The following is a 22,937-nucleotide window of genomic DNA, read 5'->3' on the forward strand; positions in this document are numbered from 1 at the left end:
TTTTTTGGTGGGGTTGTTTTTTTCCTTTTGTTTGCTTTCGCTTGCTTTCCCCCCCCAGCCCACCAACAAAAATTTTTTTTTGTTTTTCGCGTTCTCTCTCAATAACATGTTTTAAAATCCCCCAACCCCCCAACAACGTACATTTCTATTTTTCAACTCGTAAGCTAGCGCAAGGAATAGTATCAGACAAAATTTCTTTTCCCATACTGCCAGTATAAATTTCTAACTGAGCTTCTGGTTCTCCAACAAATAGTAATTTTTCACTAGGAAAAACTATACGCTCTAGCTTAGAATTTGGGTTATTCTCAATGCGAATAATTTGGATTTCTGTAGTAGCATTGGTATAAAAACACAAAACATCTTCAGAAGTACTAGTCAAAAATGATTCAGAAGTTTGTATCATAGTTTTTGTCTTGACAAAGGGTAAAACAATTATTGAAATAGTTCTTAGCTAACCTAACAACTATGGTTTTAGTGCAGAATCTAGCTAAAGATAGAGGTATGTATTACATTAAGCAGTAAATCGACATACAAAACCGGAAAATGTAAAATTTGTTAACTTATTCATCTAACTTTGGGATTGTTATCGATACTTGAACTTATACCGAAAGTGAACTTGCCTTCTGTAAATCGCAATGTTAGAATTCGGGAGGTTTGAGTAAGTCAGCCTAATCTATGGCTAGCAAGCCTGGAGCGGAGGAACCAACTTTTGGGGCGTATTTCTGCCGATTTTGTGAGGAGATAGGCAGAGAAGGATAACTCTCATTCCTAGCCCGTCAGCTAACTTCGTAGGCATCGAGAGGAGACTGAAGAGTTAGAAAGTTTTTTGTTTTCTGAACTCATCAGTGTTCTTGGCTGGTACTGCTCAGTACTTTTGTACCTGCTGTTGACACTAACTATGGCTATAAATTTGAATTTGTCTGCGATCGCAATCGCTGGACAGGCAGCTTGGCGACGCGCTAAACCGATCGTTGTTAGAGATGTGGTTTTACTGCCTGCGCTAGGTTTTCTCGGCGTAATTATTTTATGGTGGATTGTGGCACTTTTCAACCGCGAATTAATGCCCACACCACCAGAAGCATTAGCTGCTAATTTGGATTACATATTGAATCCTTTTTACCAACGTGGCCCTGGAAATTTGGGGATTGGTTGGTTATTATTGGCAAGTTTAAGACGGGTATTGTGGGGATTTTTATTAGGTGCAGTAGTGGCGATTCCTTTGGGTTTTTTAATCGGAATGTCTCGACCTGCAATGTTAGCCCTCAATCCGTTGATTCAGATTTTTAAACCAGTATCGCCTTTAGCTTGGTTGCCGATCGCTTTAGCGATTTTCAACTTGGCAGACCCATCAGCAATTTTTGTAATTTTCATTACTTCTTTGTGGCCGACAATTATTAACACTGCCTTGGGAGTTTCTAGCGTTTCTAAAGATTATCTTGATGTAGCCAGAGTGCTAGAAATGAACCGTTGGCGGCGGATTACCAAGATTATTTTGCCAGCAAGTTTACCCTACATTTTTACCGGATTGCGAATCAGTTTAGGGATTGCTTGGCTGGTAATTGTGGCTGTGGAAATGCTCACAGGTGGGGTGGGGATTGGCTTCTTTGTTTGGGATGAATGGAGTCGGTTAAACCTAAGTTCTGTATTTCTCGCAGTGTTAGTAATTGGTGTAACCGGACTAATCTTAGATTTTGCTTTAGGCAAAGTTCAGGAATTAGTTACGCATCGTCCCAGAACGGCAAATTAGTCATTATTTATTGGTCATGGCTCAAAAGTTTTACCAAATGATCAATAACAAATAACAAATAACAAATCAATTAATTATCGGTGGAGTTTAACTATGGGTAACACCGAAAAGTTATCATGGAATCGCAGAGATTTTCTGTTAGGAATGGGTGCGACTGCTGCGGGAATGGCGCTATCTTCCTGTGCAATTTCGGGCGATCGATCTGCGAAAGGATTAACCGAAGAAGCATTAGCAGTTCAACCTGTTGTAGATCCCAGAACATTAGAAAAACAAAATATTACCGTCGGGTATGTTCCTGTAAATGATTGTGCGCCATTTGCGATCGCATGGAAAAAAGGTTTCTTTCGCAAATATGGTTTAAACGTCACACTTAACCGCGAAGCTAGTTGGGCAACATCTCGCGACGGCGTTATTTTTGGCAGACTCGACGCTTCACCTGTGGTATCTGGTGCTGTCACTAACGCCAGAATAGGCGCAGAAGGCGCACGTCACGCCCCACTTTGCGCCGCTATGACAATTCATCGTCACGGAAATGCGATGACAATGAATCGATCGATGTGGGATTTTGGCTTACGTCCTTGGCGCGAATATAACGGGGATTTGCAAACATTTGGACGCGATTTTCGCAGGTATTTTGAAAGTCAATCCGCCGAAAATAAAGTTTGGGCTGTGGTGTTAAGTTCGTCGATTTACGAATACTTTGTTCGCTATTTATCGGCAGCTGCGGGTGTAAATCCTTTGGAAGAATTTCGGATTATTATTGTGCCGCCTCCCCAAATGGTGACTAATGTCAGAATTGGCGCAATGCAAGCTTACATGGTAGCGGAACCTTGGAATACTAGAGCGATTAAAGGTAATGAAGGAGTTGGTTTTACTTTTGCTCAAGGTCGAGAAATTTGGCAAGGACATCCCGATCGCCTTTTAGGGGTAATGGAATCTTTTATTACTAATTACCCGAAGACTTATCGATCGCTGGTAAAAGCCATGATTGAAGCTTGTCAATATTGCAGTAAACCAGAAAATCGCCAAGAAGTTGCCGAGTTAATTACAGACCGATCTTTTACGGGAGCGAAACCTAAAAAGGGACCTATCGATAAATTTACCAGACCCGCAATTGTGGGCGATTATAACTACGGCGGCTTTGATGATAAAGAGCGAATTGTTAACTCAGAAGATACAACTATTTTCTTCGATTTACCTGCTAATCTTGCCCGAATTCCCGGAGATCATTCAACCTTTTTGTGGCAATCAGAAAGTATTTGGTTAATGACTCAAGCCGCACGTTGGGGACAAATAAAAGAGTTTCCCAAAAACGCCGAACAATTAGCCCGTAAAGGTTGGAAAACTGACCTCTATCGGGAGATAGCAGCAGAAATGGGAATCCAATGTCCCCTGGAAGATTACAAGATTGAACCAGCCACAGTATTTATAGATCGGAAAGAATTCAATCCTAGCAATCCGGTTGGTTATCTCAATAGTTTTGAGATTCGAGCTAACAGCCCGACTCACATTTTTATGTCCTAATTAATCAAGTTCAGGAGCATTCAATGGTTAAGTCTAACTCAGTTTACAGTAATGCTTACGAACCTTCTTTATCCGATTATGGATTTTTAGAAATTAGCAATTTAGTTAAGTCTTACCGCACTCCTGATGGCGGTGAATTTGTCGTGCTGAATGGGGTAGATTTGACAATCGGAGAAGATGAATTTATTTCGGTGATTGGACACTCTGGTTGTGGCAAATCGACCTTACTAAAAATAGCGGCTGGTTTGGAAAGAGCAACTTCTGGATCGGTGCGAATGGAAGGCAGAGAAATTCGGAAACCTGGTAGCGATCGCATGATGATTTTTCAACATTATGGACTGCTACCTTGGTTAACTGTACGAGAAAATATTCGGTTAGCAGTAGATGAAGTCCTGAAAAATGCAAAAAGGTCTGAAAAGATTAGCATCGTTAACGAACATCTCGCAATGGTGAATTTAAATGCCGCCGCAGATAAATATCCTGATGAAATTTCTGGGGGGATGAAACAGAGAGTTGGTATTGCTAGAGCTTTAGCTATTCGCCCAAAAATGTTGCTGATGGATGAACCTTTTGGCGCTCTTGACGCTCTAACTAAAAGTAAGTTACAAAAGCAGGTACTTGATATCTGGGAAAGCCACAAACAAGCGGTAATGATGATTACCCATGATGTGGATGAAGCGATTTATATGTCCGATCGCATCGTTTTGATGACTAATGGCCCTGCTGCTACAATAGGAGAGGTTTTGGAGGTACCATTTCCCCACCCACGTAATCGACAAGAAATCCGCGAAACAAAGGAATATTTTGACTTGCGAAATCACGCCTTAAACTTTTTGGATCGTTATTTCACTCAAGACGAGTAACTATTTCATTTACGAGAGGTAAAGCTGGTGAATATCAAACCAATGTTAGTCCGCTTTCAAAGCGCAGTTGGTCGAGATGATTTGGTTGAGCAAATGATATTGCTGCCAGGGAACAAGTCTTCAGTTTCACCAACAACTAAATCCGATAATTCCTTAACTTTTGTTGTTGGTTATAACGGTTCTCCTAGCAGTCATACAGCTTTAGATATTACCCTGTTGATGGCTCATCAAACTAGTTTAGCGACAAACAAACAAGTGAGTGTAAAAATTGTCTATGTCATTGATAATGAAGGAAACAGTAAGCTAAAACATTTTACTAGTAATTACACATTTTCTAGTAATTCTTGTAAATTCTCTACGGCATCAGTATTAAAATCAGTCACCCCGGAGTTAGCTAAACCAAAAATTCAGGCATTGGCGATGAGCGAAGGGCAAACAACCACAAAATCTCGCCCTGTACCAACTACTTGTTCCCGAACTTCTATCTTTGAGAAAGCAGACCAAATTTTATGGCAAGCCCGTTATTTAGTAGAAGAATGGGGAGATAATTTCATCGCCCATTTACGCATCGGTTCTGTAGCTGAAGAATTAACAAGAGTTGTGGAATCTGAAGCAGCAGATTTACTATTTTTAGGTTGTCATTCTGCTAAGCATTCCCTTGTGCAAAAACTCGGTAGTAAATTCCCTTGTCCTGTACTAGGAATTCCCGATTCAATTAAGGCAAGTTGCTAAATTATATAATTGTACGTTGTTGCGCTGTCTTCGCTCTTATACTAGTCTTAAAAAGTGCGAATACAGCGCAACAACATACCCTTCTACAGCCTCGATTATTTTCCACCTTTACACAGGTGGTTTTTTTCTGTACTATTCAAGCAACTAAATATCTCACTTAAGATAGAGGTAATTTATGGAAAACTGGCAAGCTATAGTTGCCACCGTAACATTTGTCGGTGTGATTTTCTTACTTATGACTGAGTGGATACACCTGACAATTGCTGCATTTTTAGGTGCATTGATCCTGGTTTTATTCAATGTCATGACTTTAAATGAAGCCATTGGATATATCAGTCAAAGTCATGGCACATTGGGTTTATTCTTTGGTGTTATGGTATTAGTCAGAGCCTTTGAACCCACGAAAATTTTTGATTACTTAGCTACGCAAATAGTTCTGTTAGCTAAAGGTAGAGGGAATCGTTTATTGTTGGGTATTGTTGCTATTACTACCCCGATTTGTGCCTTCTTACCAAACGCCACAACGGTAATTTTACTAGCACCTTTACTACCGCCAATTGCTGAGGAAGTGGGAGTAGATTTTGTTCCTTTGTTAATTTTAATGGTGTTTGTTACTAATAGTGCTGGATTATTAACTATTGTTGGCGATCCAGCTACTTTTATTGTTGGTGATGCCATAAATATTAGCTTTACAGATTACTTAACTCGCTTAAGTTTAGGTGGGTTAATTTCTCTGCTTGCAGTAGTAGCTACCTTACCGTTTTTATTCCGCAAAATTTGGCACAAAAAGTTAGATGATTTAGAACATTTACCACACCCACAAATTAACCACCCTCGCGTTTTAGCTGTGGGAAGTTTGATTATAGCTTTTGTGTTAATATTTTTCGTAGTTGGGGACAGTTTACCAATTCCCATTTCTCCAGCTACCGTTGCTTTGTTCGGTGCAGCTTTAGCTTTACTACTTTCTCATCATAGCAAGATAGATACAGTTAATCATATTTTGCGAGATGTAGACTGGAGTACTTTAATATTTTTTATGTGCATCTTTGTCTTAATCGGAGGATTGGAAAAAACGGGTGTTGTTAGCACTTTATCAGGAGCATTAGCAATAGTTTTAGGTAAAAACATTGCAGTTGCTTCCATAATTCTTCTCTTTTTAGTCGGTATACTTTCTAGCCTTGTACCTAACATTCCTTTACTAGTGGCAATGATACCATTACTCAAAGAATATATAGTTAATGTGGGTTTAGCTGGGCAAGAAGTACTTTCACCTAATTTTGCTGGACAATTTCCCGCTGAAGTTCTGCCGTTATTTTATGCGACGATGTTTGGCGCAACTTTGGGGGGGAATGGTACTTTAGTTGGCGCTTCTTCTAATATTGTTGCGGCTGGGATTTCGGAATTACACGGTCGCCGCATATCATTTAAAAGGTTTTTACATTACGGCATTCCTATGATGACCTTACAGTTAACTGCTGCGGCTTTATATGTAATTATCCGCTTTTTGATTTGGCAGTAAATATCAAAACTCTTGCATATTTTTAGGGTTAACATCAGGGGGGAAGATAAATATTTCCTTTCCCTGTTGTTTGGCTTTGCGATGTAGGGCGATCGCATCCACTAATTTATGAAACATAATCGGAATCCATTGTCCACTATAAAAGTAAACAACTACTTTAGTTGTGGCATACTCGTCCAAAGGTAATGGATTCTGCCAAGGAAAATGCACCGCAAAACTACCTCTGTTTTAGTTTTTACCCTGTTACGCATTTAAAAGTCATATTGTAGGGTGCGTCAGAAGGGGATATTTTCCTTTCTATATAAGGCTTTACCGTCTGACGCACCCTACTCGTTAATAAGTGATTTAAATGCTCCACAGCTTACCCCTACATCACAATTTTCTTCTGGGATTACAGCCCAGACAACTGCCATCAGCGATACAACTTTTAGCGGATATTAATGCTTAATAATCAACAAAAAAATGACGACTTTATTTAGTCGTCAGTAAAAGAGAGGAGGTTAGATTTTAATGAGCAGATGAAAACAGGACACGCCGCAAATGTAACTTAGTATCCAATAAAGTGTAATACGTCACGCAACACGCTGTATCCGGCTAAATCCCAGAGTAAATATGCTAAAAAGCCAATCATAGCTAAACGACCATTCCACAGTTCGGCTTGAGGATTCCAGCCAAACAAGAAAGCGTTACGGTCTTTACCGTTATAGGCGGTAGCTACGGGTGGTAAATCGGTAGAAGTGCGAGTTTCCATGCTTAACAGTCCTTAACAATTGCTTACACACTCATAGTAGCTACCGCAAAATAGCAAGTAGTCTGTCTTTAGACACAGAGATTAGACTATCTCAGGGTCGATCTTAAAGAGTTATTTCTTAATAGAAAACTCTATCTATAGAAAGTGAGAAAATAGAAAGTTTATCACCTGGTATTTGAATTTACAATTTGTTGATTAAAAGTTAAGCATTTTGTCTCTATATTCACTTCAGATATAAAATTTCAGACCTGAGAGAGATGCTTTTAATACTGGTATTCAGCGATTCTAAGCGATATGACATTACTTTTTGCTAAAGTATAAAGCTTTTAGCTGTGTCACCTTAAATTCGATGTAATAGCTTTCATAACCAGAGGTAAATACTATCTATGATTGAATTTTTGAATATGCAGATGGGATTAAATAAGCTGCCATTTTGGTTGGCTCAAATAGGAACACCAGTTACACCTACTCAACCAGTAGTTGCTCCCGAAAGAGCAGCGTTGGTATTTTCCGGGCCACAATTTTTTGCAGCTTTAATTTCTGGAGTATTAATTGCTTTTGCTTTTCAATTTCTATTAACCAACTTTGGCGTAGCTTATTTATTAGGGCGGGAATCAAATTCTGATTCCGATCGCGATCGTAACGATGATTCAGACAGTTTGGGAACCACAGTCAAAAAAATTAGTTGGTGGCTGGGATTAGCCACATTAATAACTGTTAGTTTAGCAGTGCTAATTGCTAGTTTCTTAGCAGTTAAATTAAGCCTAGTTACTAGCCCAGTTTTGGGAGCAATTATTGGCTTAACAATTTGGGGAGCTTACTTACTATTATTAGTTTGGGCTAGTTCTAGTGCAGTAGGTTCTTTAATTGGTTCAGTAATTAATACTGCGACTTCTGGTTTTCAATCAATTGTCGGTACTGCGGCGGCTGCTTTAGGTGCAAAAGCTGCTTCTAATCAAGTAGTTTCCACCGCAGAAGCGGCGGCTGCTGCTGTTGGCAGACAAATTGGAAATGCGATCGATCCAATTACCATAAGAGAAAATCTGGAAGATTATTTGCAAACTCTACGTCCGCCAGAATTAGATTTACAAAGACTGCGCCGGGAATTTGAAAATGTACTCAACGATCCTAGATTAGCAGCTGTTGCAAGTAGCGAAGGATTAAGCAGAATTAACCGTCAAACTTTCGTAGATTTGGTGGGAAATAATACTGCACTTTCTAAGCGAGATGTTAATCGGATTGTCGATACATTAGAAGATTCTTGGAAGCAAACAGTTAATAGATTAAATCCCCAACGTGATGTCATGGGTGAATTAATCAATTATCTGAAATCTGCTCAAACTAATGAATTGCGATCGCCAGAATTAAATCAAAAGCTTGACACATTAATTGAAGAAATGCGTCAACAGAAGCAAAGTACTCAAGAACAAACCGAAAAAACTCCTGGTTTTATGCAGCAAGCAGTGCAATATGGCATGAACACCGCAATGGGAGTATTATTAGGCAGAACTGACCTTTCCGATTTGGATATTGAAGCCATTTTGAATCGGTTAAAAAACGCTAGAGATCAAGTTGCTAGTGGCGCAAGTCAAATTACTTCTCAGGTAAGAGACAACGTTCCCGGACTTCCTCCCAGCACACCTAATACTATTAGGTTGGATGTGGAAAATTATCTGTTAAATTCCTATCCTTGGCACTTCAATCGCGAAACAATTAACCACGAATTTAGACAGGTAATTTACGATCCTGAAGCCGATCCAAGTGCAGTGCGTCGTCAATTGGAAAGATTAAGTCGATCGGACTTTTTGAATTTACTGCAACAAAGAGATGATATCACGACCGTTCGCAGAAATGAAATTGCCGATCGATTAGAAGCAATTCGTCTGGATGTTCTTAACCTAGTGCAACAAGCAGAAGGAACAGAACAGAATCAAGATGTCCGTACCAGAGTCGAAAATTACCTGCGAAATACTGGGAAAGAAGAATTAAATCCAGAAGGAATTAAGCGCGATTTCCGCACTTTAATTGACGATCCACAAGCGGGATATGAGCAATTACGCGATCGCCTTTCTCACTTCGATCGCGATACCTTTGTGCAACTTCTCAGTCAGCGAAAAGATATTACTCCTGAAGAAGCAGAAAGAATCGTTAGCGACTTAGAAAGAACTCGCAATGGTGTACTTGCTCAAGCACAAAAAGTTCAAGATCAAGCTAAAGCACAAGCTGAAGCATTGTGGCTGAATTTAGAATCTTATCTGCGGAATACTGGTAAGGAAGAATTGAATCCTGACTCGATTAAACGCGAGTTAAATATTCTGTTGAGTAATCCCAATGCAGCATTACCTTTAATTCGCGCTAGATTGTCACGTTTCGATCGCGATACCTTGGTAAAATTGCTCAGTCAACGTAAAGATTTGAGCGAAGAACAAGCCAATCAAATTATCGATCAAGTGCAGTCTATTTGGAGTGGTGTAACTCATGCACCGCAAATCGCAGCCGATAAAACTAAAGAACAATACGATCGCCTTACAACTGCGATCGCTGATTATCTGCGAAATACTGGCAAAGAAGAACTCAATCCTGAAGGCATCAGAAGGGATTTTTCCACACTATTTGCTAATCCGAAAGAAGGAACAATAGCACTGCGCGAAAGATTATCTCAAGTCGATCGAGATACACTCGTAAAATTGCTCAGTCAACGTCGAGATTTGAGCGAAGAACAAGTAAATCAAATCATCGATCAAATCCAAGATAGCATTCGCAGCATTGTCAGAGCACCACGCCGATTAGCACAAAGAACTCAAGCCAGTATTCAAGATTTCCAAGCTACTTTAGAAGATTACTTGCGGAACACTGGCAAAGATGCTTTAAATCCCGAAGGTATCAAGCGAGATTTATCTTTGTTGCTGCACGATCCGCGCACCGGAATGGATAGTTTAGGCGATCGCATTTCTCGGATCGATCGCGATACTACAATTAAATTGTTGGCGCAACGTCCCGATATTTCGGAAGCAGAAGCCACCAGAATTGTCGATCAAATTATCTCCGTTCGCGATCAGTTTGTCGAACAAGTGCGAAGCATTCAACGCCGGATTCAAGATGTAATTGATAGCATTTTTGCTCGGATTCGCAACTATTTAAACTCGCTCGATCGCCCAGAACTCAACTACGACGGTATCAAGCGAGATGTGCGAAAATTGTTTGACGATCCGCAAGCAGGATTTGATGCGATTCGCGATCGACTGGGCCACTTTAACCGCGATACCGCAGTCGCCATCCTCAGTTCCCGCGAAGATATCAGCGAAGCCGACGCTAACCGCATTATCGACCAAATTGAAGGCGCACGTAACACCGTACTGCAACGCGCCGAACGCATCCAACTAGAAGCACAACGCCGCGTCGAAGACGTGAAGCGACAAGCCGCCAAAAGCGCCGAAGAAACCCGCAAAGCCGCTAGAAACGCTGCTTGGTGGTTGTTTGGTACTGCCTTTGTTTCCGCCATTTGCGCCGCTGTAGCTGGCTTTATCGCCGTTCCCTCTCTCTAGCAGAGGAGCACAGGAGAAGATGAAATCAATTTTCTCCTCTTTACCAAAAAACCAATTTGAATAAGTAAATGCCTCTCCCAAACAGAGGCATTTTTATTAGTTAGATCATGTCCAGTTGATTACCCATAATGTAGAGACGTTATATATAACGTCTCTACAGGAAAGCCTCTATTTGTAGGGTGCGTTAGTGTTAACGTAACGCACCATTTCTCGTTCCCAGGTTCAACTTGGCAACGAGGGAGAGGTAAGAGGCGGAGCCTCTGTTTCTCGTTCCCAGGTTCAACCAGGGAACGAGTTGTGGGAGGTTCTACCTCCAAAAGTGGAGTAAGATCTGAGTTTAATACCCGATTAGCGTATGATCTAGTCCGCCTTCGCGGACTTAGTTTGTGTAGACGCGGTTTCAACCGCAGAGTCTTATCTTAGAAATGAGTTTCTCGTTGCCCTGTCTTCGCTATATTGTTGCTCAGAGAATAGCTTCTTATCTCTCCTTTGATAGATGATTCGCTCAAGTATTAATTTTAAAATGAGTAACTTTTCCGCCGTCAGCAGTGAAACACTGATTTTTTTCTGTATCTTATATTGCAGGTAAACTAACTATCTTCAATTAATTTGATATTAAATCCGGGAGATTTCCAGAGAAATTCGGAAAATATTTAGAGAATTATTCGCGATGTAAACTACTACTTTTATTTAGAGTTAAATAGATTTAAGTCACAACCTATTAGTGAGCTAGATCACACAAATTTTGGCTCTTCAAATCAATAATTGTTTCGTCATATAAGTATAATTTCGGGTGTATGATGGGAAAAAGGCTGCATCAGAGCTATGAAGAAGATGACAGTTATCAGATAACGCAACCGAAAGAAATAGAATTGAGCCAAAAAACTAATACTCAAACTGCGGAAAACGCTAACCTAGAATATAAGAACCTTATTTATCGGCACCAACAGATGAAAGAAGTAGTTAACGATCGAAAAAAGGTGCCTGTTTTTCCGCAGCAAAATATTTTAGCTAACCAAAAAGGGATGTTGCTTCCTCAGTCTACTTTAGAAGAACTAAAGCTGTACACCTCTCAAGTTGAGTGGAATTGTCCCGTAGGGGAAGCAGTGAAAATTTTTAAGGCTAATCCTATACTTCCGGGAATCATTATTACTCAAGAGCATCAGTTTGTAGGGATCATTTCCCGACGGTTGTTTTTTGAATATATGAGTCGTCCTCATAGTTGGCAGTTATTTTCTAAATTTCCCATTAATGCCATTTACCAATTGATTAAAAAACCGACTATAATTTTACCAATTAATACTCCGATCGTAGAAGCTGCTAAGCAGAGTTTACAACGATCGCCAGAATTACTTTACGAACCTATAGCTGTGGAAAACGAACAAGGCGAATACCAAATATTAGATGTACATAATTTAATGACAGCACAATCCGAAATTCATGAATCATTAACAGCAGCACTTATGCAAGCTGAAATTAAGTATCGTTGTATTTATGAAAATGCTGTCGATGGAATTTTTCAAACTACACCTGATGGTCAATATATAAGTGTTAATCCCGCCCTAGCACGTATCTATGGCTACAACTCCCCAGAGGAAATGATTCACAGCATCACTAATATTGATAGACAACTTTATGTTGAGCCTAATCGCCGTCATGAATTTATGGCTGCCATAGAAAAAAATAGGTCAGTATCACAGTTTGAATCGCAAGTTTATCGCCGAGATGGTAGCATTATTTGGATTTCGGAAAATGCCCGTGCCGTCTATAACGAAAATGGCAGTTTGCTTTATTACGAAGGTGCAGTTGAAGACATTACAGAACGTAAACAAGCCGAAGTAGCTTTGCGTCACTCAGAAGCTAAACTGAGAAAACAAGCAACTGAATTAGCAACAACTTTGCACCAACTGAAACAAACCCAAGCGAAATTAATTCAAACCGAAAAAATGTCAACTTTGGGGCAATTATTAGCTGGTGTAGCTCATGAAATTAACAACCCAGTCAACGCGATTTCTAATAATTTACCTTGTCTGACTCAATGCGTGCAAGGTTTACTAGAATTATTAGCTATTTACGAGCAAATTATTAGCGAAGAAACACCAGAAATAATTGCCAAAAAAGCCGAAATAGAGTTTGATTACATCCAAGAAGATTTACCACGAATTATGTCAGCAATGTCGGCTAGCTCCGAACGAATTCGGGAAATTGCATTGAGTTTACGCAACTTTTCCCGCATGGATGAAGGGAAAAAGAAGTTGGCAGATATTCACCAAGGAATTGATAGTACACTGTTAATCTTACATCATCGGCTGAAAGCAAAAGGCGAGCTTCCAGAAATTAAAATTATTAAAAATTACGGGGAATTACCTCATGTTAAATGTGCCTTGGGACAGCTTAGCCAAGTATTTATCAATTTAATAGGTAACTCCATTGATGCTTTAGAACAAAGAATCAAACAAAACGATCCAAATACACCAGCACCAACAATTTGGATCGGTACTGAAGTTGTCGATAAAAACAGAGTAAGAATTTGCATTGCTGATAATGGGCAAGGTATAGCTGAAGAAAACTTGCCCCAACTGTTTGAACCATTTTATACTACCAAACCCGTAGGTAAAGGCACAGGTTTGGGGTTATCTATTAGTAAGCAAATTATCACAGAAAAACATGGTGGAAAAATAGAATGTCACTCGAAATTAGGCGAAGGTGCAAAGTTTTTAATTGAGCTACCCATCAGCCAATCTGAATAATTTGCTGAGTATAACCCCTCTGGAAAATATTTCGTATGTAAACAATTAAAGTAGCGATAATGTTAAAAAAACCTTAAGAAAATGGGGTGAAATTAGCAAAAGGAAACATTTTAAAATTTAGTGAAAAACGGCTGTATAGACCGCCGTTAGAGCATTTGAGACTACCTATATCTGTTTTTTTTTTTTGAATAAATAAACTTGCCAGCACATCTACCATTATTTAGTTTTTAAGTGAAAAAATACAATTTATAATCTTTGTAAGGCTAAATCGATTAAGCTAACGAGAATTATGAACATTGATATTTTCACTAGGCAAGTAGAAACAGTCAATAGCAGACTACATCAACTTTTCCGAGATGCTGGTATTGGTTCATCTCAATCACAGATGTTAGCCCAAGCCTTAAAAGAACTGGGAGTGATTTCCGAAGAATTACAAGTAGCTGTAGATGAACTAATGATTCAAAATGAAGAACTTGCTGCCACAAGGATGAGGATAGACGCAGAAAGGCAGCGGTATGAAAATTTGTTTGATTTTACACCGGATGCTCAGGTAGTCACTGATTTAGGGGGAACGATCCGAGAGGCTAATCGTGCAGCTTGCAACTTTTTTAATATGCCACAGAGGTTTTTACTTGGTAAACCTTTAATAGTTTTCGTCGTCGAGTCAGACCGTTTGAGATTTCGTAGCGAACTTAACAAATTAGAAAATAAAGACCGGATAAAAGAAATAGAAGTGAGCATTCAGCCGCGTCACGGGGAAAAGTTTGAGGCAGCTTTGCGGTTAGCACCTTTGTTCGATCGTCATGGTAATTTAATCGAATTGCGTTGGTTGTTGCGCGATATTTCCCAAGAAAAGCGATCGCTCGATCATGTACCAGCCAATTATAGTGATATCCAATTCGATCGCCGTTCCTTTCTATACAACAGAGGAGAAATTATTCCTCTATCCAAGGACATAATTTGGCTAGTCACAGAAGGATTAGTCAAACTAACCACAATAACCGAAAATGGCGAAGAAGTGTTGATTGGATTTGCTGGAAGAGAAATGGTTTTTGGTTCCAGTCTCACCTCATTACAAGCTTACCAAGCAACTGCTTTATCCAAAACAGTGGAATTAGTTTCTATTTCTTTATCAGATGTTAATAATTATCCCAACTTATGCCAAGGTTTATTTCCTAAAATCAGTCAGAGATTGAAACAAACAGAAACAATGTTAGCAATTTCCGGTCAAAAATTAGTCAAGGACCGATTGCGTAATCTTTTACGACTTTTACAACAAGAATTTGGTGAACCCGTAGCCGAAGGAACACGCTTAAGCGTGCGTTTAATCCATGAAGATTTGGCTAGTGCTTGCTGTACCACCAGAGTTACTGTCACCCGCTTACTTAGTACTTTGCAACAACAAGGAGAGATCGCTTTTGACTGTAAATCGCATATTATAATTAAGAATCCTAACTTTTAACTGGTCATTTGTCCTTTGTCATTTGTCATTTGCTAAGCTGCTACGCACCTAGTTTGAGAGCCAAATTTTACCTTTTTCTTGTGGGGTGGGCATCTTGCCCGCCGCTTTATTGGATTTAAATGTGTACCAGCTTAACTTCTTTATCAATGACGAATGACTAATGACCAATAACCAACGATCGATGTCAACTATGAAAATTACTGAATTAATCAATTGGTGGGAAAATTGGGCTAACCCAGCATGGCAAGAAAATTGGGATAACTGCGGTTGGCAAATTGAACCAGGAATTTTGGATGCGCCAGCAAGGGTTTTGATATGTTTAACTCCCACTTTGGCAGTTATGCAAGAAGCAATTTCGCTTCGGAATCAAGGTATTGATATTAATTTAATTTTCGCTCATCATCCATTAATTTTCAGCCCATTAAAATCAATTCGCAGCGGAAACCCAATTTCGGAAATGGTGAAATTAGCTTTTACTCATCAAATTGGTGTTTATACTGCACATACGAATTTCGATCAAGTTAATGATGGCACGGCTGATGTTTTGGCGCAAATTTTAGAGTTAAAAGAAGTAACTCCCATTACGCCAACTCAAGATGGATTAGGTTACGGAAGAGTAGGAAATTTATCACCTAGTTTAACTTTGCAAGAGTTACTTTCGCAAATTAAAACTCGCCTTTCGCCGCCTGATTTAATCTTTTCCCCTTCTGTAGATTTGCAGCAAAACATTAGTAAAGTTGCGGTTTTAGGCGGTTCGGGTGCGAGTTATATTTCTGCGGTGGTGAAAACAGGGGCGCAAGTTTATTTAACTTCGGATTGTAAGTTTCATCAATTTCAAGAAGCACGCGATCGCAATTTAATTTTAATCGATGCTGGACATTATGCCACAGAAAGACCAGCTTGCGATCGCTTAGTGCAGAAATTCCAAAACTTAGGCGTAGAATGGGTGAAACTGAGTGAAAAAGACGAAGATTTTCGCTGGTTTTACGGAGTTTGAAACAACCAAGCCCGCACCCGTTCGATCGTAATTTCATCTAAAAATATCCAACCCCATTCTGCCTTTAACTGCGGGCGCTTGTTCGGTGTAACAATCACCATTGTATCTGCAATCAAACTCAATTGATAAAGTAGCAAAGGTAAACGCGATCGATCTACTAAATGCAAAGCAAAACTGCACAGAATTAAACTGTAATTTCTCCCCGTTAAAACTCCAGTTGCAATATCCTCAAAAGTATAAATTTCTGCCTGTTTACCTGTGCGTTGAAAATAAGCGTTATAAGTATAAGGATCGATCCCATCAATATTAGTAATACCCAAACTTTGCAAAGCCAAAGTAACTTCCCCACTACCACAAGCCAAATCTAAAACTTGTTGACAATTTAGTTGCCATTTGTGAACAGACTCTTCTATAACCCGCTTAATTATTGCTTCATGGGGGTTTCTATATTCATCACCAAACCTTTCATAAAAACCTTGGACACTATATACTTCATATTCATTTCTAATAGCCTTTTTATTCATAAATTCAATGAAAAAACCAGCTATTCTCCTGAATCAACAAACTAATCGCCTTTCTTCTTAGTCTGACAAACTAAATTCCATAAAGGGTGGCTTTTACCTTGTTGGCGGATGCGGAACACTTGTTGTTCTAAGCGTCGCTTTTCTATTGGTGGTATTCCTATTAACATATTGCGACTTTGCCAAATCATTACTGCTACAGTCATTCCCACACATAAAGCTAATCCCATTGCAGGTAAGCGATTATATGCTAAACCATACTTCACAGCAACCCAAGTAAAATGTTGTTGCAATAAAGCAATTTCACCCCGCAAAGCCCACAAACTTAAACTACCAATAGTTAACCAAAGTAATCCCACAAATAACCATCTGCCATAAATTGTAAGTTCCAGTAATCTTTCCACTTGTGCCGCAAAACTGGGATCTGCTTGGGCGTTTATTATTTCTAATTTATCTTCATCTTTTTTCATCATTCTATTAACTCAAATTGCTAGTTAAGGTATGTTGTTGCGCTTTAGCGCTCTTAATTCTAGTGGTAAGAAAAGCGCTAAAGCGCAACAACGTACTTACCTAATTTAAACTTCTTCCGAATTAGGTGTAGTATCAATTTGCTTGCCACTTGTTGCCATAGCGGGAATTCCTCTCCCAGTTCTTTCTCGCCACCAAGCTAGTAGAGTACTAGCGATGAAAATACTGGAATAAGCACCTGTAGCAAAGCCAATAATTAAGGCTAAGGCGAAGTATTTCAGACTTTCACCACCAAACAAGAAAATGGCGAACAAGGTTAACAAAGTGGTAAATGTGGTGTTAATCGATCGGGTTAAAGTTTGATTTACGCCATCATCTACAATGTCACCGATCGGACGATTTCCATCTTTAGCAATAATCTCTCGAATTCGGTCATAAATTACCACTGTGTCGTTAACTGAAAAGCCGATAATTGTCAGCAAAGCTACTAAGAATAAACTATCGACTTCTACGCCTAAAACTAAACCCAAGATGGCGAAAACTCCACAAGTTAACCAAACATCGTGTACTAACGCCACTAAAGCAAATACAGCGTAGTCAAACTGAAATCTAAAACTCAGGTAAACAGTAATTCCGGCAAAAGAGACTAGTAACGCTATTAAACCAGAAGCAAAAAGTTGTCTACCAATTGTCGGTCCAACGGTATCGATCGAGGTTTTTTGCAGGTCAAATTTACCAACTCTTTCTTGTAATGCAGATTGTAGTTTAGTCCGTTCATCTACATTTAGATCATTCGTGCGAATGGAAAAGCCATTGCGATCGCTTCCTACCAACTGAATACTACTCGAAGATGGTAAACCTTGCGCCTCAACAACTTGTCTGACATCTGCAATATTAATTGGTTTATCGCAATTATTCGGTAGAGAACAATCTAGTTCAAATTGTAGCCTCGTCCCGCCGACAAAATCCAAACTTGGACGCAAAGGTGAGCCAATTGTTGCCCAAGAAATTAGAATGGCAGCTAGTCCACTAATCAGGACAATAGAAGACAACAACCACCATTTATTCCGATTTTTACTTACATATAATTTCATCGCACCACCTCAGCTTTCGGCACAAACAATTCTGGTTTCCGAAATTCAGGAATTGTAATTGCCAACATCATTAGTGTGCGACTACAAGTAATAGCTGTAAACATACTAACTGCCACCCCAATTGCCAGCGTTAAAGCAAAACCTTTTACCAAACCAGTACCTAACCAAAATAAGGCAGCACAGGCGATCCAAGTTGTGACATTACTATCTAAAATGCTGGAAAAAGCTCGATAAAAACCTGATTCTACAGAGCGATATAAACTTTTACCTGCTCTTAATTCTTCTCTAGTTCTTTCAAAGATTAGCACGTTAGCATCTACTGCCATGCCTATACTGAGAATGAAACCAGCAATTCCTGGTAAAGTTAAAGTCACGCCTAATAAAGCAAAAGCTGCTAAGGTTAGCAAAGCATAAATTATTAGGGCAATATCTGCGATCGCTCCCGGTAATCGATAGTAAACCACCATGAAGATTAACACTAAAATTAGACCGCAAACCCCAGCGTAAATACTACGTTGTACGCTGTCTCTTCCCAAAGTTGCGCCCACCGTCCGGTTTTCGACTACTTCCACAGGGAAAGGTAAAGCACCGCCTCGTAATTGTACAGCCAATTCATAAGCTGCTTTGGTATCAAAATTGCCGTTAATTACCGCTCTACCACCAACAATTCCCGTGTTAGCATATTGAGCATCAACTATTGGGTTACTAATCAATTCATTGTCTAGGAAAATACCAATCGATCGACCTGTTCCCGCAATATTTTTAGTTAATTGAGCGAACTTTTCTCCCCCTTCATTATCAAACTCGATCGCCACATTCCACTGATTAGCTTGGTCAGTTTGTGGTTCAGCATTGGTTAAATTTTTCCCCGTTAGTCCTACAGACTCATAAATTTGTGATTGTAGGGCTTGAATTTCTGCTGTCTTTTGTTTAATCTGAGCAGCAGCTTGAGATCTCGCCGCTTGATCATTACCCTTTGCCAACTCAGCTTGTTTTTGTTGTAGCGCCGCTAACTCAATTCGTCTTACCTGTAATTGTGCCTCTATTTCCGGCTTATTCGCCTGTTGACGAAACTCTAACTGCGCCGTACCACCCAAAACCCTTTCCGCCTCTTGGGGGTCTTTCACGCCTGGTAACTGCACCAACAACTGATTGTTACCCACAGTTTGTACCACAGCTTCCGAAACACCTAAAGCATTAATCCGTTTTTCTACTACATTTTGGATCGCTTCTAGGTCTTTGTCAGTAATTTGTCTTTTCTGATCGGTCTGCTTAATTTGCAGCGTCAGTTGCGAACCACCTTGTAAATCTAACCCCAAACGGAGTGGAAACTGCACCAGAACTACGATCGCAGCGATAACAAGAACAAAAATAACAGCTAATAAGGGACGTTGTTTACTACCCATAACAAAACCCGCACAGATAAATGTTATAATAACGTTCTTTTGTTAATTTTGTCCGAAAAACTTATGGTATTGCCGAATTTCCACCACCCAACTGCACAGCCAATTCATCAGCTGATTTAGCAGTAAAATGACCCGTAATCACGGCTCTCCCACCGATAATACCAGTTTGTGCATATTGAGCATCTACAATCGGAGAGCTAATCAGTTCGTTATTCAGAAAAATACCAATCGCTCGACCTGTTCCCGCTACACTTTTAGTTAATTGAGCAAACTTTTCGGCTCCTTCGCTGTCAAATTCAATTGCTACATTCCACCAATTATTAGTTTTATCTGGTGTTGCAAAAGCATTTTTCACATTTTTTTGGGTTAATCCCACAGGCTCATACAACTGGTACAAAAGATCTTTAATTTCCCGATCTTTCTGTTTAATTTGCTGAGAAATTCTGGCAATTTCCGCCGCATTGTTAGTTTGTTCCAACTCTGCTTGTTTTAATTTTAACTGCATTAACTCAGTGCGTCTTGCTTGTAATTGGGTTTGAATTTCTGGTTTGTTTATTTCCCGACGGAACTCTAACTGAACCGTACCAGCTAAAACCCTCTGTATTGGTTGGGGAAATAACAAAATTCGCAGAGGGAAGGGAAAGACAACTGCGATCGCTCCCATTAACAAAACTACGCTCACAGCCAATAAACCACTTGGTTTTTCCATAACAAAACCCGCGCAGATTAATGCCATGATAGCTTTCTTTTGCGGGTGTTATGTTAAAAAACTTAAACTCTAAGCGCCACCATTTTCTGCACCGCCTCAACAATTTGTTCCGGTTGAACAATGGTTAAACGCTCTAACATTCCATTGTAAGGAGTAGGAATATCTTGGGAAGAAAGCCGCAATACAGGTGCGTCTAATTCATCGAAAAAGCGATCGTTAATTGACGCAATTAACTCAGCAGCAATACCGCCTGTTTTCATGCACTCTTCTACAATAATTACCTTATGGGTTTTCTTGATCGAAGCACCAATGGTTTCCATATCTAGAGGTTTAAGAGAAATTAAATCAATTACCTCTGGATCGAAGTCTTCTTTTTCCAGAGTTTTTACCGCTTGCAACACATGATGACGCATCCGGGAGTAAGTCAAAATTGTGACATCTTTACCTTTTCTTACTACTTCTGCTTTATCCAAAGGCAGTAAGTATTCTTTTTCTGGCAAATTCTCTTTCAAGTTGTATAACAGAACGTGCTCAAAAAATAGCACTGGATTTTCATCACGAATAGCAGATTTCAGTAACCCTTTGGCATTGTAAGGAGTGGAACAAGCGACAATTTTTAAACCGGGAACTGCTTGGAAATAAGCTTCTAACCGTTGCGAGTGTTCTGCACCTAATTGTCTACCTACACCACCAGGACCACGAATCACCATCGGAATTTTGAAATTTCCGCCCGAAGTATAACGTAGCATTCCGGCATTATTAGCAATTTGGTTAAAGGCAAGCAACAGAAAACCCATGTTCATGCCTTCAATAATGGGGCGCAGTCCAGTCATTGCTGCCCCAACTGCTAACCCAGTAAAACTATTTTCTGCGATCGGGGTATCCAACACCCGCAATTCGCCATATTTCTCATACAGATCTTTGGTAACTTTGTAGGAACCGCCGTAGTGACCTACGTCTTCCCCCAAGACAAATACAGCCGGATCTCGCGCCATTTCTTCATCAATAGCTTCCCGGAGTGCATTAAAGAGTAGTGTGTCTGCCATTGGTGTTAAGAGAGGAGTTTGGTTTCGTCAAACCTTGATCTTACCCTTTTGTGGCAGAGATTTGGGAGTGCGATCGGACAGTCCCGTTACAAACCCGTAGAACAGGCATCTTGCCTGTTTACAATAATAGATTTGATTGGTTTAGATTGAGAAATGGTGAATATTTAACTTGAGAACCCGATGCCAATGGGATAATTAAAAGCCAAATCTTCCCCGGTTTATGGTTGGCTGTCCCGGCTTTACTTCAAGGTAATTTAGCGGAGGTTTTAACCGTTTTACAATCTGGTTTGAATTCTTCAGAACACAGAAATTTTTTTCAGGAATAACTATTCAGTACTTACGCAACTGTCACAACCAAATCAACTTGTAGGGTGCGTCAGACAAAGTTTTTTCGCTCAAAGTGAGGATTTTGATTTCTGACGCACCTACTTTATATGCCAGTTGTGTAAGTCCTATATTCTAGGGTAATTTTGAAAAAGAAAAAATAATCAATAACAGAGCGCTGTAGTCGGTGCAGAATTTCGTCTAAGTCTTTAGATAGTGACAGTTTGTATCAATTGAAAAGGAAATAATTAGTAATATTTATGCTGGAATTGGATTGTTGAATATAACAACATAAATTTTCCCAATAAAGAAATGGAAAAAACAAATGCTTTCCCATTTCTTAATCACTAATCTTCGCTCGCCAACTTACTCATCTTCCGCAAATACAAACCGATGTAATTCGCTAGGATCTGGTTCGGGGCTAGATTCAGCAAACTTCACGGAATCATCGACAACTTCTTGAATTTTTTGTTCGATCGCCTTTAGTTCCTCTTCACTTGCCAAGTTATGCTCAATTAAATAAGCTCCCAACTTCTTAATTGGATCGCGAGGGAACCAAAACTCCTTCTCTTCCTTAGTGCGAAGTTCGTCCGGGTCAGCCAAAGAGTGACCCCGGAAACGATAAGTTAATGCTTCAATTAAAGTTGGGCCTTCACCAGCACGGGCCCGCGCCACAGCTTCCTGCGCCACTTGACGCACGGCAAGCACATCCATGCCATCAACTTCGTAGCCAGCCATACCAAAAGCAGCGGCTTTCTTGTAAATTTCTGGTTCGGAAGTTGCGCGATCGTGAGCCATGCCGATCGCCCACTTGTTATTTTCTACCACATAAAGAATCGGCAGTTTCCACAGCGCCGCCATATTCAAGCACTCATAAAACTGACCATTATTACAAGCACCATCGCCAAAAAAGCAAGCTGTCACTTGATCGGCATTGGCATCTCCCATCGTTTCCCGACGATACTTCGATTGAAAAGCTGCACCAGTCGCCACCGGAATGCCTTCCGCGACAAACGCATAACCACCCAAAAGGTTATGCTCACTGGAAAACATGTGCATCGAACCACCCCGACCTTTAGAACAGCCAGTTGCCTTCCCGAACAACTCAGCCATCACCTCTCGCGCCGGAACACCCGCACTCAAAGCATGAACGTGATCGCGATAGGTGCTGCAAACATAATCCTCATCTTGACGTAAAGATTTAATTACGCCAGTAGACACGGCTTCCTGACCGTTGTATAAGTGGACAAAACCAAACATTCTACCCCGGTAGTACATTTCAGCGCACTTATCTTCAAAAAAGCGGCCTAAAACCATATCTTCATAGAGCCGCAAACCCTCTGACTTGTCAATTTGCGCTGAAGCAGTATCAAAATGGGGCAAAGTTCTTTCCTGAACCATAAATTTGTTGTATCCTCGCAGCAAAACCCGAAACTAATATTTTCGCAGTATCTTTTATAATAAGCGCTGTAAACCCCC

Annotated in this window: 19 protein-coding genes, 1 pseudogene and 1 riboswitch; of the genes and pseudogenes, 10 read left to right on the forward strand and 10 right to left on the reverse strand. The window is 40.0% G+C overall.

Annotation, left to right across the window (positions count from 1 at the left end; all coding sequences use genetic code 11):
- Window positions 1-145: 145 nt before the first annotated feature.
- The gene (locus tag ACE1CC_RS23065) at window positions 146-403 is read right to left on the reverse strand and encodes a DUF1830 domain-containing protein (protein ID WP_413272778.1); all 258 of its coding nucleotides are present in this window, start codon (window positions 401-403) and stop codon (window positions 146-148) included.
- A 252-nt stretch (window positions 404-655) separates the two neighbouring features.
- Window positions 656-810: riboswitch (cyclic di-AMP (ydaO/yuaA leader) on the forward strand.
- Window positions 811-898: 88 nt separating this feature from the next.
- Here ACE1CC_RS23065 and ntrB point away from each other — a divergent pair.
- The 5 genes from ntrB (at window position 899) to ACE1CC_RS23090 (ending at window position 6,385) form a co-directional block, all read left to right on the forward strand.
- Entirely contained in the window at window positions 899-1,747 is an 849-nt protein-coding gene (gene ntrB, locus ACE1CC_RS23070; protein ID WP_413272779.1) for a nitrate ABC transporter permease, read from the forward strand.
- Between the two features lie 93 nt (window positions 1,748-1,840).
- Window positions 1,841-3,271, forward strand: coding sequence for an ABC transporter substrate-binding protein (locus ACE1CC_RS23075; protein ID WP_413272780.1), 1,431 nt, complete (start codon window positions 1,841-1,843; stop codon window positions 3,269-3,271).
- Between the two features lie 23 nt (window positions 3,272-3,294).
- Window positions 3,295-4,134: an ABC transporter ATP-binding protein gene (locus ACE1CC_RS23080; protein WP_413272781.1), complete on the forward strand. Its 840-nt coding sequence runs from the start codon at window positions 3,295-3,297 to the stop codon at window positions 4,132-4,134.
- Between the two features lie 27 nt (window positions 4,135-4,161).
- On the forward strand, window positions 4,162-4,866 hold the full coding sequence (locus ACE1CC_RS23085; protein ID WP_413272782.1) for a universal stress protein: 705 nt from the start codon (window positions 4,162-4,164) through the stop codon (window positions 4,864-4,866).
- Between the two features lie 175 nt (window positions 4,867-5,041).
- The gene (locus tag ACE1CC_RS23090) at window positions 5,042-6,385 is read left to right on the forward strand and encodes an ArsB/NhaD family transporter (RefSeq protein ID WP_413272783.1); all 1,344 of its coding nucleotides are present in this window, start codon (window positions 5,042-5,044) and stop codon (window positions 6,383-6,385) included.
- Window positions 6,386-6,388: 3 nt separating this feature from the next.
- Here ACE1CC_RS23090 and ACE1CC_RS23095 read toward each other — a convergent pair whose 3' ends face one another.
- Together ACE1CC_RS23095 and ACE1CC_RS23100 are read right to left on the reverse strand one after the other, a co-directional pair.
- Entirely contained in the window at window positions 6,389-6,595 is a 207-nt protein-coding gene (locus ACE1CC_RS23095) for a hypothetical protein (RefSeq protein ID WP_413272784.1), read from the reverse strand.
- A gap of 337 nt (window positions 6,596-6,932) precedes the next feature.
- The gene (locus tag ACE1CC_RS23100) at window positions 6,933-7,136 is read right to left on the reverse strand and encodes a chlorophyll a/b-binding protein (protein WP_413272785.1); all 204 of its coding nucleotides are present in this window, start codon (window positions 7,134-7,136) and stop codon (window positions 6,933-6,935) included.
- A gap of 386 nt (window positions 7,137-7,522) precedes the next feature.
- Here ACE1CC_RS23100 and ACE1CC_RS23105 point away from each other — a divergent pair, with 386 nt between their 5' ends.
- The 4 genes from ACE1CC_RS23105 (at window position 7,523) to ACE1CC_RS23120 (ending at window position 15,890) form a co-directional block, all read left to right on the forward strand.
- Complete coding sequence (locus tag ACE1CC_RS23105) at window positions 7,523-10,681, forward strand: MFS transporter (protein WP_413272786.1); 3,159 nt, start codon at window positions 7,523-7,525, stop codon at window positions 10,679-10,681.
- A gap of 797 nt (window positions 10,682-11,478) precedes the next feature.
- Window positions 11,479-13,431 carry an ATP-binding protein gene (locus ACE1CC_RS23110; protein WP_413272787.1) on the forward strand — a complete coding sequence of 651 codons (1,953 nt, stop codon included), beginning with the start codon at window positions 11,479-11,481 and terminating at the stop codon, window positions 13,429-13,431.
- 289 nt (window positions 13,432-13,720) lie between these two features.
- Window positions 13,721-14,893, forward strand: a complete 1,173-nt coding sequence (locus ACE1CC_RS23115) for a PAS domain S-box protein (RefSeq protein WP_413272788.1) — start codon at window positions 13,721-13,723, stop codon at window positions 14,891-14,893.
- Window positions 14,894-15,083: 190 nt separating this feature from the next.
- Window positions 15,084-15,890, forward strand: coding sequence for a Nif3-like dinuclear metal center hexameric protein (locus ACE1CC_RS23120; protein WP_459563898.1), 807 nt, complete (start codon window positions 15,084-15,086; stop codon window positions 15,888-15,890).
- Here the strand turns inward: ACE1CC_RS23120 and ACE1CC_RS23125 are convergent.
- The 6 genes from ACE1CC_RS23125 to ACE1CC_RS23150 all read right to left on the reverse strand — a co-directional run bounded on the left by ACE1CC_RS23125 (window position 15,878) and on the right by ACE1CC_RS23150 (window position 21,134).
- Window positions 15,878-16,414, reverse strand: coding sequence for a methyltransferase domain-containing protein (locus ACE1CC_RS23125; RefSeq protein WP_413272790.1), 537 nt, complete (start codon window positions 16,412-16,414; stop codon window positions 15,878-15,880). The two genes, ACE1CC_RS23120 and ACE1CC_RS23125, sit on opposite strands and share 13 nt — an antisense overlap.
- A gap of 41 nt (window positions 16,415-16,455) precedes the next feature.
- Complete coding sequence (locus ACE1CC_RS23130) at window positions 16,456-16,884, reverse strand: hypothetical protein (protein ID WP_413272791.1); 429 nt, start codon at window positions 16,882-16,884, stop codon at window positions 16,456-16,458.
- Between the two features lie 102 nt (window positions 16,885-16,986).
- Window positions 16,987-17,973 carry a protein translocase subunit SecF gene (gene secF, locus ACE1CC_RS23135; RefSeq protein WP_413272792.1) on the reverse strand — a complete coding sequence of 329 codons (987 nt, stop codon included), beginning with the start codon at window positions 17,971-17,973 and terminating at the stop codon, window positions 16,987-16,989.
- Window positions 17,970-19,379 (reverse strand): protein translocase subunit SecD, encoded by a 1,410-nt coding sequence (gene secD / locus ACE1CC_RS23140; protein WP_413272793.1) that lies wholly within the window; start codon window positions 19,377-19,379, stop codon window positions 17,970-17,972. The genes secF and secD overlap by 4 nt, the downstream gene beginning before the upstream one ends.
- A 61-nt stretch (window positions 19,380-19,440) precedes the next feature.
- Window positions 19,441-20,088 (reverse strand): SecDF P1 head subdomain-containing protein, encoded by a 648-nt coding sequence (locus ACE1CC_RS23145; RefSeq protein WP_413272794.1) that lies wholly within the window; start codon window positions 20,086-20,088, stop codon window positions 19,441-19,443.
- A gap of 62 nt (window positions 20,089-20,150) precedes the next feature.
- Window positions 20,151-21,134, reverse strand: coding sequence for an alpha-ketoacid dehydrogenase subunit beta (locus ACE1CC_RS23150; RefSeq protein ID WP_413272795.1), 984 nt, complete (start codon window positions 21,132-21,134; stop codon window positions 20,151-20,153).
- Between the two features lie 116 nt (window positions 21,135-21,250).
- Here ACE1CC_RS23150 and ACE1CC_RS36905 point away from each other — a divergent pair.
- Window positions 21,251-21,460 (forward strand): annotated as a pseudogene (locus ACE1CC_RS36905) (Uma2 family endonuclease); the annotation flags it as partial.
- Window positions 21,461-21,824: 364 nt separating this feature from the next.
- Here ACE1CC_RS36905 and pdhA read toward each other — a convergent pair.
- Window positions 21,825-22,859 carry a pyruvate dehydrogenase (acetyl-transferring) E1 component subunit alpha gene (gene pdhA / locus ACE1CC_RS23155; RefSeq protein ID WP_413272796.1) on the reverse strand — a complete coding sequence of 345 codons (1,035 nt, stop codon included), beginning with the start codon at window positions 22,857-22,859 and terminating at the stop codon, window positions 21,825-21,827.
- Window positions 22,860-22,937 lie beyond the last annotated feature (78 nt).

It is taken from the genome of Floridaenema aerugineum BLCC-F46 (assembly GCF_041929345.1).
GTDB classification, from domain to species: Bacteria; Cyanobacteriota; Cyanobacteriia; order Cyanobacteriales; family Aerosakkonemataceae; genus Floridanema; species Floridanema aerugineum.

Bases quoted from the DNA above. Each gene is read 5' to 3' on its own strand.
- ACE1CC_RS23065 (WP_413272778.1), bottom strand. From the start codon at position 403: ATGATACAAACTTCTGAATCATTTTTGACTAGTACTTCTGAAGATGTT.
- ntrB (WP_413272779.1), top strand. From the start codon at position 899: ATGGCTATAAATTTGAATTTGTCTGCGATCGCAATCGCTGGACAGGCA.
- ACE1CC_RS23075 (WP_413272780.1), top strand. From the start codon at position 1,841: ATGGGTAACACCGAAAAGTTATCATGGAATCGCAGAGATTTTCTGTTA.
- ACE1CC_RS23080 (WP_413272781.1), top strand. From the start codon at position 3,295: ATGGTTAAGTCTAACTCAGTTTACAGTAATGCTTACGAACCTTCTTTA.
- ACE1CC_RS23090 (WP_413272783.1), top strand. From the start codon at position 5,042: ATGGAAAACTGGCAAGCTATAGTTGCCACCGTAACATTTGTCGGTGTG.
- ACE1CC_RS23100 (WP_413272785.1), bottom strand. From the start codon at position 7,136: ATGGAAACTCGCACTTCTACCGATTTACCACCCGTAGCTACCGCCTAT.
- ACE1CC_RS23105 (WP_413272786.1), top strand. From the start codon at position 7,523: ATGATTGAATTTTTGAATATGCAGATGGGATTAAATAAGCTGCCATTT.
- ACE1CC_RS23110 (WP_413272787.1), top strand. From the start codon at position 11,479: ATGATGGGAAAAAGGCTGCATCAGAGCTATGAAGAAGATGACAGTTAT.
- ACE1CC_RS23115 (WP_413272788.1), top strand. From the start codon at position 13,721: ATGAACATTGATATTTTCACTAGGCAAGTAGAAACAGTCAATAGCAGA.
- ACE1CC_RS23120 (WP_459563898.1), top strand. From the start codon at position 15,084: ATGAAAATTACTGAATTAATCAATTGGTGGGAAAATTGGGCTAACCCA.
- ACE1CC_RS23125 (WP_413272790.1), bottom strand. From the start codon at position 16,414: ATGAATAAAAAGGCTATTAGAAATGAATATGAAGTATATAGTGTCCAA.
- ACE1CC_RS23130 (WP_413272791.1), bottom strand. From the start codon at position 16,884: ATGATGAAAAAAGATGAAGATAAATTAGAAATAATAAACGCCCAAGCA.
- secF (WP_413272792.1), bottom strand. From the start codon at position 17,973: ATGAAATTATATGTAAGTAAAAATCGGAATAAATGGTGGTTGTTGTCT.
- secD (WP_413272793.1), bottom strand. From the start codon at position 19,379: ATGGGTAGTAAACAACGTCCCTTATTAGCTGTTATTTTTGTTCTTGTT.
- ACE1CC_RS23145 (WP_413272794.1), bottom strand. From the start codon at position 20,088: ATGGAAAAACCAAGTGGTTTATTGGCTGTGAGCGTAGTTTTGTTAATG.
- ACE1CC_RS23150 (WP_413272795.1), bottom strand. From the start codon at position 21,134: ATGGCAGACACACTACTCTTTAATGCACTCCGGGAAGCTATTGATGAA.
- pdhA (WP_413272796.1), bottom strand. From the start codon at position 22,859: ATGGTTCAGGAAAGAACTTTGCCCCATTTTGATACTGCTTCAGCGCAA.